Here is a 14,450-nt window from a genome sequence, read left to right as displayed (position 1 = left end):
CCCTAATTAATAATTAAAAATGAAATTACCTTTTGCCAATTTCATTTTTAATTACTAAAAAACATTGCATATTGTGTAGTAACACATTTTTTAACAAGGAGGAATTGCAATATGAAAAAATATTTGCTTAAAAGAATAGCAATTTCCATAGTGACATTATTAGTGATATTATTAGTACTATTTTTAATGCTAGAATATATGCCAGGATCTCCATTTAATGATGAAAAATTAACTGCAGATCAACTTGCACTATTAAATCAAAAGTATGGATTAGATCAGCCATTATTAGTTAGATTTTTTAATTATGTAAAAAATATGCTTACTGGTGACTTTGGTGTTTCTTATACAATTTCAAAGAACACACCAATTTCTTCATTATTACAAACACGTTTACCAATATCATTAAGAGTTGGAGGACAAGCTGTCTTATTAGGAACAGTAATAGGATTAATTTTAGGTGTAATAGCTGCTATAAAGCACAATACAATTTGGGATACACTTACAACTATAATTTCCGTATTAGGAGTTAGTTTACCTTCATATGTATTTGCACTTGGACTATCATACTATTTAGGATTTAAGGTAACTTGGTTTCCACTTTTATATTCAGCAGAGCAGCCCTTTAAATCATCGGTACTACCAACAATAGCTCTATGTATGTTTACTATTGCTACAATAGCTCGTTTTACAAGAACAGAGATGTTAGAAGTCTTAGGTTCGGATTATATGCAACTTGCAGAAAGTAAAGGTATAAGTGGACTAACGCTTTTAACTAGACATGCTTTAAGAAATGCTCTAATTCCAATTATTACAGTTTTAGCACCATTAGTAGTTGGACTTATGACAGGAAGTTTAGTAGTAGAAAAAATATTCTCCATTCCTGGAATAGGAAGTCTTTTAGTTACTGCTATACAATCAAATGATTATAACGTAATAGTTGCGCTAGCATTTATTTATAGTGCTATGTTTATTGGATTAATGCTTATAGTTGATATTTTATATGGAATAATTGACCCAAGAATAAGATTAGCAAAGGGGGATAATCATGAGTAAAGAAATAAATTATGAAGAACTAGAATTTTTAGAAAATGACTTTGAATTAGTTGGAAAAGAAAATTTATCTCCTGACGATACACTTTATGCTAATCAATCTTATTGGAAAGATGTTTTAGGAAGACTTAAGAAAAACAAAGGAGCAATAGTTGGACTTGTTTGTATTGTTTTTATAACATTTATGGCTATAGCAGGAATTCACATGAATGGACATACATATGATTCACAAATTATTGAACATCAAAATTTAGCACCAAGAGTTCCAGGAATCGAAAAGCTTGGAATATTAGATGGTGGAGAAACTCTAAATACTTCACAAGGGTCTGTAGAAGTTAACAAGTATGTTTCAAATAATGGAAGTAAAACTGGACTTGAAGACACTTATTATTGGTTTGGTACAGATGTTTTAGGAAGAGATATGTTTACTAGAACATGGATGGGTACTAGAATTTCTCTATATATTGCACTTGTTGCCGTTATAATAGATATTATATTTGGTTTAAGCTATGGATTAATTTCAGGATATTTTGGAGGAGCAGTAGATAATGCTATGCAACGTTTTGCAGAAATACTAAATGGTATTCCAAGTCTTGTAATAGTAACCTTACTTATAATAGTACTAAAGCCAGGATTAATGACAATTACCTTCTCACTTATGATCACGGGGTGGATAGGTATGAATAGAATTGCAAGAGCCCAGGTACTTAAGCTTAAAGAGCAAGAATTTGTATTAGCTTCAAGAACCTTAGGAGCAAAAAGTTTCTTTATTATATTTAAAGAAATTCTTCCTAATATATTAGGGCCTATAATAACAAATACAATGTTCTCAATTCCAAATGCAATATTTACAGAGGCTTTCTTAGCATTTATAGGACTTGGAGTTCCAGCTCCAATGGCATCTTTAGGATCATTAATTAGTGATGCCTTTAAGCAATTTACAACTCATCCTTATATGATAGCTGCACCTGTAATAGTACTTGCAATACTAATGTTAAGCTTCAATATGCTCGCAGATGGTATTCGTGACGCGTTTGACCCTAAGATGAAAGAAATGTAGGAGGTAAGGATAAATGAATAGAGAAAAAGTATTAACAATAAGAGATTTATCCATATCTTTTAAAACATCAGCAGGTATGGTAAATGCAATTCGTGGAGTTAACATAGATTTGTATAGAGGAGAAACTCTTGCTATAGTAGGTGAAAGTGGTAGTGGTAAATCAGTTACTATGAAGGCTGCAATGGGAATATTAAGTAGTAATGGTGTAGTTAATTCAGGAAGTATAGATTTTACTTATTATAGAGAAAATGAAAAAGTTGATGTAGATATATTAAAATTATCAAAGAAGGAAATGAGAAAAAGAATAAATGGTAAGAGAATTGCTATGATATTCCAAGATCCAATGACTTCTTTAAATCCTACTATGACTATTGGTGCACAAATTATGGAAGGTATGATTTGGCATTATAAAACGCCTAAAAAGGAAGCTTATAAAAAAGCAGTTGATTTATTAGAACTTGTTGGAATAACTAATGCAGAAAAGCATATGAAAAGTTATCCTCACCAATTATCAGGAGGTATGAGACAAAGAGTAGTTATAGCTATAGCACTTGCTTGTGATCCAGATTTATTAATATGTGATGAGCCAACAACTGCACTTGATGTAACTATACAAGCAAAGATATTAGAACTTATAAAAGATATTCAAAAGAAGTTGAATATCTCTGTAATATACATCACTCATGATCTTGGAGTTGTAGCAAAGGTAGCTGATTATGTATCTGTTATGTATGCAGGAAAGATAGTTGAAAAAGGAAGGGTAGATGAAATATTCTACGATCCAAGACACCCATATACTTGGGGATTATTATCAGCTATGCCTGATATAGATACTAACGATGACAAACTTTATACAATACCAGGTACACCACCAAATCTATTAAAAGAAGTAGAAGGAGATGCTTTCTCACCAAGAAATATTTATGCCTTAAATATTGATAATCGTGTTGAACCTCCTATGTTTAAGATTACAGATACTCACTATGCATCAACTTGGTTATTACATGAAAAGGCACCTAAGATTGAAATGCCAGAAGAGTTGCGTAATAGAATAGACAGAATGTTAAAGGAGGCATACGTTAATGGAAAATAAGCAACCTTTATTAGAAGTAAAAGACTTAAAACAACATTTTAAAATAAGTAGAAAGTTTACAGTGAAAGCTGTAAATGGAGTTTCTTTTGAAATATATCCAGGAGAGACTTATGGACTAGTTGGGGAGTCTGGTAGCGGAAAATCTACAATTGGACGTTCAATAATTAGATTATATGATCCAACAGCAGGAGAAATAAAATTTGATGGAGAAGATATCTCAGGGAAATTATCAGAAAAGGAAAATAAACATTTAAGAACTAATATGCAAATGATTTTCCAAGATCCTATGGCATGTTTAAATCCACGTAAGAAGGTATTAGATATAATTGCTCAAGGGCTAGATATTCATCATTTATATAATAGTAAAGAAGAGCGTAATGAAAAAGTATATAAAATCTTAGAAAAGGTAGGTTTATCAAAGGAGCATGCTAATAGATATCCTCACCAATTTTCAGGTGGACAAAGACAACGTATCGGTATAGCAAGAGCTCTTATAATGAACCCTAAATTAATAATAGCAGATGAAGCTATAAGTGCTCTAGATGTTTCGATTCAAGCACAAGTAGTAAACTTAATGAAAGAAATTCAAAAGGAAACTAATACTGCACTTTTATTTATAGCTCATGACTTATCAATGGTAAAATATATTTCAAATAGAATAGGAGTATTACACTTAGGATATTTACTTGAAACAGGAACTACAGAAGAAATATTCTCAAATCCAATTCATCCATATACTAAGTCATTGATATCTGCAATTCCTCATCCAAATCCAAATGTAGAAAAAACAAGGATAGCGGAATCTTATGATTACAAGACTAGTGGGATAGATTACGCTAAGGGTGTAAATCACCACATAGATGGAACTCATTATGTACTTGCAACTGATGAAGAATTAAATAGTTGGACATAAAGATGCTCCGCATAATGTAAAATTAAGAATTAATAATGAAGAATTAATGAAAAAACTCCTAAGGAGTTTTAAATATCAATTATTGATGTATTTCTTGAAGAACTACATCAATAATTATTAATTCACAATTTGAACGTTTGTTGGATAGCTCTTTACATTGACAAGAATATTTATCATAAAGTTAAACCATTAAAGTACAGGATTTAAATTAATCTAACTTTAATGGTTTTAATTATCTATACCTAATTAAGCTTATTTTTTATAATACATATTCCTTGAGTCATAGTCCCCATAGGACAATAAACACACCAAGATTTAGGCTTATATAAGAACATAGTAATAAAACCTAATATAGTAGAAGTAAGCATCATACTATAAAAACCAAAGGCAAATTGAGCAACCCATGGAGCAACATTAGTTAAGTCAGCAAAGTGCCAAGGTAATTTAAAGGTCCACATAAGAGTTATAACTTCCTTTAAACCAGTAGTACCATTAAAAACTAAGGTAGTAACATATAACATATTAACAAACATAGCTAAGAAGAATATTAAAAATACATATCTAAACCAGTTTGTTTTTAAAAATTTAGGAATAGGTTTATTTCGTGAAAATTTAGCTCCGATAATTTCTAAAAGTTGTCCTCGTCCACAGTATATATTACAATAAGCTTTATCTTTTTTAGTTAGACTTATTATTAAAGGAATAGAAAAACATAATAAACCGAGCCAAGCAAATAATATATTAAATAATCCTAATGTAAAATATAAAATAGTTAAAATCCAAAGATAATCATACCAATTCTTTTTCTGCTTCTTTTTGTTCATTATTGAGATACCCCCTCTTTTATTTCAATAACTGATGCAGGACATGCTTTTACACATTTAGAGCAACCAACACATTTATCAAGTGTAACTTCTGCATAGATTCCCTTATATACAGTAATTGCTCCAAAAGGACAAGTTTTTTGACATACTCCACATGCAACACAATATTTTGTGTCAACGTATGCCTTTCTTCTAATTATTTGTTTAGCCATTATAATCCTCCTATATTATAGATTTCATGGACTATTCTATGATAATGGAAAGGATTTAACTGTGACAAAATCACTGGAATATAATAAAAGCTTATTAAAGGCTTTACTTTACGAGTGTTATAAATATTTTGACAAAGTTTAATACTACTGATAAAGTTTAATAATCACTAGTTGAATGAAAGAGGTAGATATAAGAATGAATTTTGAAAATCTTAAAATAAACGAAAAAATTATAAGTGGATTGAATACTATGGGGATTAAAGAACCTACTGAAATACAGAAGGAAATTATTCCTTTAGCTCTTAATGGAGATAATTTAATTGGACAATCTGAAACAGGTACTGGTAAAACATTAGCTTATCTTTTACCAATAATAGAAAAAATAGATATAAATAGAAAAGAAATGCAATGCATAATATTAGCTCCAACACACGAGTTAGCTATTCAAATAAATAATACAATCAATGAATTGAAAAAGGGAGCCACTTTAGATATTACATCTACATCTTTAATAGGTAGTGCTAATATCAAAAGGCAAATAGATAGCTTAAAGTCAAAACCTCATATTATAGTTGGTTCTGCTGGAAGAATATTAGAATTAATACGCAAAAAGAAGGTAACAGCACATACTATAAAAACTATTATAATTGACGAAGTAGATAAGCTTTTAGATAAAAACAATCTACCTGCTGTAAAGGACATAATTAAATGTACTCAAAAGCAAACTCAAGTTATGATGTTTTCAGCTACATTAACAGGGAAAACTTTAGATATTGCTAAGACATTAAAAGAAGATATAAATGTTATATCAGTTAAAAACAATAAAGTTAATGAAAATATAAGCCATAATTATATAAAAATTGATGGTAGAAAGAAAATAGAAACTTTAAGAAAGATTATAAATGCAACAAAGGCAGAAAAAATATTAGTATTTAATAATGATAGTTATACTACAAATACGGCAATTGAAAACTTATCAGCAAGTAAGATAAAGATAGCCACTATTGCTGGTAATAATAAAATGGAAGAGAGAAAAAAGGCTCTAGAAGACTTTAGAAAAGGTAAAATACAAGTATTAATTGCTTCAGATGTTGCTGCTAGAGGATTAGATATAAAGGGAGTAACTCATGTTATTAACCTAGATATACCTGAAGATCCTAAGGATTATTTACATAGAGCAGGAAGAGTAGGAAGAGCAGGGGAAAAGGGAGATGTATTTTCAATAGTTTCGGATAGAGAAGAAAGCATAATAAAGATGCATGAAAAGAACTTTAAGATTAATATTGAAGAAAAACATCTTTATAAAGGTAAGATAGAATAGTATAAAATAAAGCTTATGTCATTAATTTAGTAATGATGTAAGTTTTTTTCTTATACAGACAGAATCTATACATAATATGGTAAAAATGATATCATATATATTATAAATTATATTGGAGGTGTAGCATGTATAAAGAGAATGATAATATTAAAATTAGTTATACATTAAGCTCAAGGAAAAAGGAGTTTAAGTGGTACATCGATGATAGTAAACTAATTATAGAAAAGATATTTAAAAATGATAGTAAAACAAAGCAATTTGAATTTACTAAAAAATAGGTTATTGACATAATAAACTTTATTTCAAATAAAGGATAGATAACACTAAATAATAATGTTGAAAAGATGAATTCTATAGATAAAAAGAGTAGCGAGGAATTAGTAATAGATAATTACTTTTCAACTGGAGTAGGTCCTTTTATTTATATAAGTAATAAAGATCATAAGAACAAACTAATAAAGGCTCAGACTAGTAGTCAGCTAGTCTCAGTATTAGTTGAAAATAAAATTATAGATTATACAAAAAAACAACCAATGAAGTTTTATATCTATAAAGATATAAAAGACGCATTAAATCAGCTAGATGAATTATTTAATAGTTAAATTTGAAATGAATTATTTATAATATTTTATTAAGCAAGATTATGTATGCGAAAAATAGAAGTTTAGTTACGTTATAGAAAAGATATTCATTATTTCTATAATGTATTTGGTGATAATTATGAACATGAAAACTTAGATTTTAGAGATTTTGTTATTAAAACAAGTAATTTGAAAGGGTGAATATTATGAGTATTAAAGATGTTGTTAATGTTGAAAATGCTTGGGAAATAATTATAAATCGGTTATTTAATAAAAGGCAAGAGTTAAGTACATTACCTAAAACTAATAAAAAGCCAATATGGTTTTCAGCAATAAGTGATGGAAATATAATATCCATAAATAAAGCATCTATAAATGAACCATCAAGCAAAATTACAGCTGAAAGAAAATTAACTTATACTAATTTTAAAGAAGTTTATCCTTTATTTATTAAAAGAGAGAATGATGAAAAAGTAAGTAAAGAGGTATCAAATAAAACAAGAAATCAAGTTTACTATTTTTCATTAATAGGACATCTTGTTTATAACTATAAATAGAAAGTTTAATAAGATTTAAAAAATAAATATAGATATATTCTTTTAAATTAATATACTATGAAGAAATACTAATAACTATACATAAAGGAGATATAAATGAGTATTGAAGAAATAAAAGATAAAGTTTCAAATTTTCTTATGGGATTAGATTTAGTTATATCAAATAAAACATTGAGCTATACTGGATATAAAGTAAATTCAAAGCTATTTGCTCAAGCACATTTTAATAGAAGTAATATTAATATATATGTTAATAAGAAATATTTAGAAGAAAGTGATATAAAGGCTCTAAATATTGAAATAATGCCTGATAAATATAATTGGACATTAAACTCAAAAATAGACATAAATGAATTAAGTAATTTAGAGAAAGTGTTTGAGATATTGCTAAAATGTTATGAAGCAACTAAGAATGAATATGAAGAAAGATTAAAAGAAAAAATACATTTATCAATAAAAAATAATGAGGATTATATTCAAAAATATATGTATATGGAAGAGTATGCATTTGAAAAACTATTAACTAAATGGAATGAATATATATCCTTTAAAATTAGCAATAGTAATCTTGATGAATTAAAGTCAGATATGGAAACTTTAAACTCATTTAGCTCTGGAGACTTTATAAAAAAATATGAGAATAATGAGGAAAAGTATAATTTTCTTAAGTTAATTTATGAAGTAGTTGCCTATGCAGATAAAAATTCATATAACAAGTTAGTTTATAATAAATATGATGATAAACGTGTATTAGCATTAACATTTGTAAGACAAAATAGATGGATTGAGAGTTTAATTAGTTATAAAAAATATAATGATTTAAATAAAGTTCCTGAGGTAATTAGAAATGTAATAATGTATATACTTAGTCCAGAAGATAAATTAGCAGCCTTCAAAAATGATAAACTGAAGCAATTTATTAATCTTTTAGTTCCTGATAAAATAGTTGAAAAGAATTATGATACTCTATGTAGTATTATTTATGAGAAACTTAATAAATATAATATAGAAGTTAGAAATAACAAAAATAAAGGTATAGTATATGCTCATATTATGTTTAGTAAAGAGATAATTTCATTATGGGATAAAGAAATTAACTATTTTAAAATACAACCATATAAGGGAACAAACTTAGATAAAGAGAATATAAGTAATAAACTAAATGAGAATATATTAGTACTAAATACAAAAAAGATTAATTTAGTATCAAATATTAATAATATATTTTATGCAATTGATAATAATAATAGAATTCTATTTTTAGGTGCTTTTAATGGGAATGTTTCAGAAAAAGAGGGATTATATTATTATGAATTTACAAAGATAAAAGAAACAGATAAATATACAAATGAATTGGATAACACTAAAGATTGGGGGAATAAATTTAGTTCTAAGCAAGTAATATCAGTGAAAGAAGAGTATAAAAAAGCCTATGAGCTTGAAGTTATAAATAATGTATTTGAAATTGATATAGATACTATATTAGATAACTTAAAAGAGAATTCAAATAACTATCCAGCAAGTGCCAATATAGAAATAGAAGATGAAAATAATGGTGATTATAAGCCTTTTGAAAAAGAAATAACTACACCATTAAATATTATTCTATATGGGCCACCTGGAACAGGTAAAACTTATAATACAATTAATTATGCTGTGAGTATTGTAGAGAATAAGGAAATAGATGAAATTATAAACGAAGCAAAGAATAATAGGGAATCAGTTTTTAATAGATACAAAAAATATCTTAGCGAAAAAAGAATTGTATTTACGACCTTTCATCAAAATTATAGTTATGAAGACTTTATACAAGGAATAAAAGCAAATATTAATAATACTGATCAGCTTTCATTTATTAAAGAAGATGGTATATTTAAGGATTTAGTTGAAAGAGCTAAGAATGATTTAAATCATTTATATGTGATGATAATAGATGAAATAAACAGAGGAAATATATCAAGAGTTTTTGGAGAACTTATCACTTTAATAGAAGAGGATAAAAGATTAGGTCAAGCTAATGAAACTATATTAACATTACCATCTAAAGAAAGCTTTGGTGTACCACCAAATCTATATATTATAGGAACAATGAACACAGCTGATAAATCAATTGCCAATATTGATATTGCATTAAGAAGAAGATTTGATTTTGTACCAATGTATCCAGATTATGACCTTATACCAAGCTTTGAACATATATTAAGAAGTATAAATAATGAAATTTATACTAAGAAAAGAAGTGCAGATTTTTTAATAGGACATGCATTCTTTATTAATAAGAATCTAGAGGATATAGATAAAATAATAAATAATAAAATAATTCCATTATTAAATGAATATTTTTATATGGATTCAGAGGATGTTATTGAAATTTTAGATAAAGCTGGAATTAAAATAATACAAAATATAAATACCTTTCAATTAGAGTATGATGGGATTGAAGAATAATGATAAAGTTAAAAGAGTTTGGGGCTTATAAAAAACTTAACTCAATAAATAGCAATGAATTTAGAGCATATTTAAATCAATGCTGGAAGAAAAGATACTTTTTGTATGATGATAGTGATATTTATAATAATGAAGAAGGAGATAAAGAACAGAAGTTTTTAACCTTTGATGGAGATTATATAAAGGCTAGGAATTATGTTGGGTTTATTAATTTTAATGGGGAGAGTGTAACAGTTTATCCAAAGATATTTACTAATGAAATAAAAGAAGAGGATGTAGATAAGTTTCTTATAACTAATTTAATGTACTGGTTAAGAGGTAGTAGTAGAATAAAATTTCCTATCATAGATATAGATTTAGAGTTTAATAAAGAAGAAAGCTTTTTAGAAATTTTAATTTATATATTTAGTAAAATTACATTAGATGCAGTATATTCAAGTCCCTATTTTAGTTATGAAGAAGTGGAAGAAGAGTTAAGTTATCTAAAAGGAAGAATAAACATTAAGGAGTACTTTAAAAATAATATATCTACAGGTAGATGGAATAGTTTTAATGTAGTACATGAACCTTTTATTTATAACAACAAAGTAAATAAAATTATAAAATTCGTTGCTAGAAAATTATATTCTGTATCTAAAAATAAAAAAAGTATTATAAATTTAGAAAAAATACTATTCATATTAGAGGATATTGATGATATTATATTTGGAGAATCCGCTTGTAATAATATAAATATCAATAGGTTTAATAAAGAATACGAAAATGTTATTTCATTATGTGAATTGTTTTTAAAGAATTCTTCTATTACATTAGGTAAAAATAATGATAAGTTAAACTTTTGCTTTTTATTACCTATGGAGCTTATATTTGAAGATTTTATTTATAACTTTATTAAAGAGAACTATAACTGCAATTTTAAGGAAATAATAAGGCAAAAAAGTAATTTGTATTTAGCAGATTTATATTTAAATGAAAATCATTCAGGAAAATTATTCAACTTAAAAATGGATATATATCTTAAAGATAATTGTAGTAATGAATATATATTAGATACAAAATACAAAGTTATAAATAGTAATAAATTAGAGCATTACGGAATTAGTCAAAGCGATATGTATCAAATGTGTAGTTATGCTTTAAGAGGAGGATGTAATAAACTAGCATTAATATATCCTAAAACTTTTGAACTTGAGGAGGAAATAAAGTTAGTTATAAATAATAAATTAAATTTCACTGATATTGAAATAGATATATTGAATTTTAATTTTTTACTAGATTTTAGTGATTATATAAAAGGAGAAAATATAAAGAATTTATATTTGAAAAATGATAAATTATTAAGACTAGATATTGAAAAGTATTTTAGTTTAACAATTTAAAATAAAAGCCTATAGAATTTTAAGCAGTTATAAAAATTCTATAGGCTTTTATAAATTATTTAGTTTTAAAAGATGTATTTACTATACTTATCTCGAAAATAAGTTAAGAACTGATAATAAAACAATATATAAAAATTAAGAGTTTTAGTAAAATATGGTACAATGTATTTAGTTAAAGTAATTTAAGAAAAGGGAGTACTACTATTGAATATAGAGAAAAATCTTATTCTCGTTAAAGGAGAAGATCAGACTTCTAAAATAAAATATTGTAAATATGAAAATGGGAAATACATAATCAATTACTTAGGAGGGAAAAGTTATAAATATAATTATAATAATGTCATATGGTTACGAGATCATAATGAAGTTAATATAGAGAATAAAGTTATATATCTGAATGGAAAAGCATTAAATGGAGTAGAAAAACTTATTAAGTTTGAAAGTTATATTAAAGTAATTTATAAAAATAAATATACTCAGACTGTTCCTAAATATGAAATTCGTGTTGAAGAGTCATGTCTTAATGATAAAAAATCTAAGAATTGTTTTGAATATTTTAAAGAAATATCAAGAGAAATAGGATTAACTATTGATGGAAGTAAAAATTTTTTAGAAAAACAATATGATAAAATATCTTTTATAAGTCCTAATAGCGTTCTTTCATACTACTTAAATCCAAAAGATATAAAAAAGAATAATTATAACGATACTATGATCTTTCCTTTTAGATTTAATTTAAGTCAAAAAGAAGCTGCAGAAAAAGCTTTAAGCAATTCCATTAGTATTATTGAAGGGCCACCAGGTACAGGAAAGACACAAACTATATTAAATATAATAGCAAATATATTACTGCAAGACAAAACTGTTGCTGTTTTATCTAATAATAATGCAGCTATAGATAATATATTTGAAAAGTTGAAAAGTAATAATCTTGACTTTATTTGCTCCGTTTTAGGTAAGAAAGAAAATAAAGATAATTTCATAGAAAATCAAAGTTTACGTTATACAGATATGAGTAGTTGGGAAATTAATTATGAGAAATTACAGAAATTAAAGCAGGATATTTTGAATTCTCAAACTACTTTAGATAATATGCTTCAAAAAAAGAATGAGTTAGCTAGATTGAGACAACAATACAATGATCTTAATATAGAGTATAAACATTTTTTGCAAGAATATATCTATGATAAAACTGAAGTTAATAGATTTAAAAGTTTATTTAAATTAAATTCTGATAAACTAATGAATTTTGTAGTTAATATGAAATTAAGTAATACTGAAGAATATAAAGTTACATTAAAAGATAAGCTAATAAATTTATTTAAGTATGGAATTGTTAATTTCAAAATTTATAAGATTCCAATAAATGAATTAATAGATGATATATACATTAAATATTATGAAACAAAAAATACTGAACTTACTAATGAAATTCACTCTATAGAAAAAGAATTACATAACTATAATTTCGATAATGAGATGAAAACTTATAGTGAAAATTCATTAGCTATATTTAAAAATTATTTATATACTAAATATAGTAAAAATAATGAGAGACCACAATTTACACAGGAAGATTTATGGAATAATTTCGATGATATTATGAGAGAGTATCCTGTCTTATTAAGTACTACACATTCAATAAGGAATTGTATTAGCACTAACTATATGTTTGATTATGTAATAATAGATGAAGCATCTCAAGTTGATTTATTAACAGGAGTTTTATCTTTATCCTGCACTAAAAATATAGTAGTTGTAGGTGACTTAAAACAGTTAACTAATGTAATTGAAGAAAGAGATAAGATTATTTGTAATGATATTTTTAAAAGATATGAATTAGATGAGGTTTATAATTTTAGTAATAATAATTTATTATCATCAATAAGTAAATTAAATAAGTATATTCCTAGAACATTATTACGTGAGCATTATAGATGTCATCCACAAATAATAGATTATTGTAATAAAAAATTCTATAATAGTGAGCTAATTGTATTGACAGAATCAAATGAAAATGATAACCCATTAGTACTATATAAAACTAATGAAGGAAACCATGCAAGAGGAAAAGTAAATCAAAGGCAAATTGATGTAATTAGATATAATATTCTTCCTACTATAGAAGATATAAATTCTATAGGGATTATTGCTCCATATAGACTTCAAGTGCATAATATATCTGAATATGTAAGTGGAGGAATTCAAATTGATACTGTACATAAATTTCAAGGTAGAGAGAAAGATATAATAATATTAAGTACTGTATCTAATACTGTGAATGATTTTATAGATAATTCAAATATTATTAATGTAGCTGTATCGAGAGCTGTAAAAAAACTAATAGTAGTTACATCAGACTTTGAAAATACAAAGAGTAATATAGGAGATCTGATTAATTATATTCAATATAATAATCTTGAAATTATTGAAAGTGAAGTCTCTTCAATCTTTGATTTATTATATAAATCTTACTCAAATAAACTACTTGAAGTTCTTAAAAAATCAAAAAAAATATCTGATTTTAATTCAGAAAACTTAATGTATGAATTAATAACTAATATTCTTTCATATGAGAAATATAACTTTCTTGATGTTGCAGTTCATGTACCACTAAAAATGCTTATAAGGAATATAAATAAATTAAATTCAGATGAGAAAAAATTTGTATTAAATCCTTGGACACATAGTGATTTTATTATATTTAATAAGATTAATAAAATGCCTATTTTAGCAATTGAAGTTGATGGATATAAATATCATGTTGAAAGCGAAAAACAAATAAGACGCGATATGATAAAGGATAATATATTAGATAAATATAGAATTCCTAATATTAGATTTAGAACTGATGGTAGTAGAGAAAAAGAGAAATTAATAAATAAATTAAACGAAATATTGAAATAAATTGTTTAATAAATAGTAGTAGATATAAAATAAAATGAAAGGAAATTAATCATTTAAGATGAAAAAATGTAAATATTGTAATAAAGAACTAACCGAAAATTACTT

At 25.8% G+C, this 14,450-nt stretch carries 13 protein-coding genes; 11 read left to right on the top strand and 2 right to left on the bottom strand.

All coding sequences use genetic code 11. The annotated features are described in order from the left end of the window. The first annotated feature begins 111 nt into the window (after positions 1-111). From GPX08_RS01060 to GPX08_RS01045, 4 genes are read left to right on the top strand one after another with little or no spacing between them, the layout of a single operon-like run. The gene (locus tag GPX08_RS01060; RefSeq protein WP_156624532.1) at positions 112-1,053 is read left to right on the top strand and encodes an ABC transporter permease subunit; all 942 of its coding nucleotides are present in this window, start codon (positions 112-114) and stop codon (positions 1,051-1,053) included. Then, entirely contained in the window at positions 1,046-2,110 is a 1,065-nt protein-coding gene (locus GPX08_RS01055; RefSeq protein WP_156624530.1) for an ABC transporter permease subunit, read from the top strand. The genes GPX08_RS01060 and GPX08_RS01055 overlap by 8 nt, the downstream gene beginning before the upstream one ends. Before the next feature lie 13 nt (positions 2,111-2,123). Then, positions 2,124-3,203, top strand: coding sequence for an ATP-binding cassette domain-containing protein (locus GPX08_RS01050; protein ID WP_156624528.1), 1,080 nt, complete (start codon positions 2,124-2,126; stop codon positions 3,201-3,203). Beyond that, complete coding sequence (locus tag GPX08_RS01045) at positions 3,193-4,116, top strand: ATP-binding cassette domain-containing protein (protein ID WP_156624526.1); 924 nt, start codon at positions 3,193-3,195, stop codon at positions 4,114-4,116. Before GPX08_RS01050 ends, GPX08_RS01045 begins: the two co-directional genes overlap by 11 nt. A gap of 242 nt (positions 4,117-4,358) precedes the next feature. Here the strand turns inward: GPX08_RS01045 and GPX08_RS01040 are convergent, their stop codons facing one another. Further along, entirely contained in the window at positions 4,359-4,940 is a 582-nt protein-coding gene (locus GPX08_RS01040; RefSeq protein WP_156624524.1) for a 4Fe-4S binding protein, read from the bottom strand. Beyond that, on the bottom strand, positions 4,940-5,152 hold the full coding sequence (locus GPX08_RS01035) for a 4Fe-4S ferredoxin (RefSeq protein WP_156624523.1): 213 nt from the start codon (positions 5,150-5,152) through the stop codon (positions 4,940-4,942). Before GPX08_RS01035 ends, GPX08_RS01040 begins: the two co-directional genes overlap by 1 nt. A 190-nt stretch (positions 5,153-5,342) precedes the next feature. Between GPX08_RS01035 and GPX08_RS01030 the strand changes: the two genes are divergently transcribed. The 7 genes from GPX08_RS01030 (at position 5,343) to GPX08_RS01000 (ending at position 14,345) form a co-directional block, all read left to right on the top strand. Further along, a complete protein-coding gene (locus GPX08_RS01030) occupies positions 5,343-6,473 on the top strand; it encodes a DEAD/DEAH box helicase (protein WP_156624998.1) in 1,131 nt (376 codons plus the stop codon). A gap of 125 nt (positions 6,474-6,598) precedes the next feature. Continuing rightward, positions 6,599-6,751 carry a hypothetical protein gene (locus GPX08_RS01025; RefSeq protein WP_156624521.1) on the top strand — a complete coding sequence of 51 codons (153 nt, stop codon included), beginning with the start codon at positions 6,599-6,601 and terminating at the stop codon, positions 6,749-6,751. Positions 6,752-6,817: 66 nt separating this feature from the next. Then, complete coding sequence (locus tag GPX08_RS01020) at positions 6,818-7,075, top strand: hypothetical protein (RefSeq protein WP_156624519.1); 258 nt, start codon at positions 6,818-6,820, stop codon at positions 7,073-7,075. A gap of 185 nt (positions 7,076-7,260) precedes the next feature. Continuing rightward, entirely contained in the window at positions 7,261-7,611 is a 351-nt protein-coding gene (locus tag GPX08_RS01015) for a hypothetical protein (protein ID WP_156624517.1), read from the top strand. 96 nt (positions 7,612-7,707) lie between these two features. Further along, positions 7,708-10,059, top strand: coding sequence for an AAA domain-containing protein (locus tag GPX08_RS01010; RefSeq protein WP_156624516.1), 2,352 nt, complete (start codon positions 7,708-7,710; stop codon positions 10,057-10,059). Continuing rightward, positions 10,059-11,438 (top strand): hypothetical protein, encoded by a 1,380-nt coding sequence (locus GPX08_RS01005; protein WP_156624514.1) that lies wholly within the window; start codon positions 10,059-10,061, stop codon positions 11,436-11,438. Before GPX08_RS01010 ends, GPX08_RS01005 begins: the two co-directional genes overlap by 1 nt. Before the next feature lie 204 nt (positions 11,439-11,642). Continuing rightward, entirely contained in the window at positions 11,643-14,345 is a 2,703-nt protein-coding gene (locus GPX08_RS01000; protein ID WP_156624512.1) for an AAA family ATPase, read from the top strand. Positions 14,346-14,450: the final 105 nt, after the last annotated feature.

It is taken from the genome of Clostridium tertium (genome assembly GCF_902652255.1).
In the GTDB taxonomy this organism is placed as follows: Bacteria; Bacillota; Clostridia; order Clostridiales; family Clostridiaceae; genus Clostridium; species Clostridium tertium_A.
This window is presented reverse-complemented; position numbering and strand designations above follow the sequence as displayed.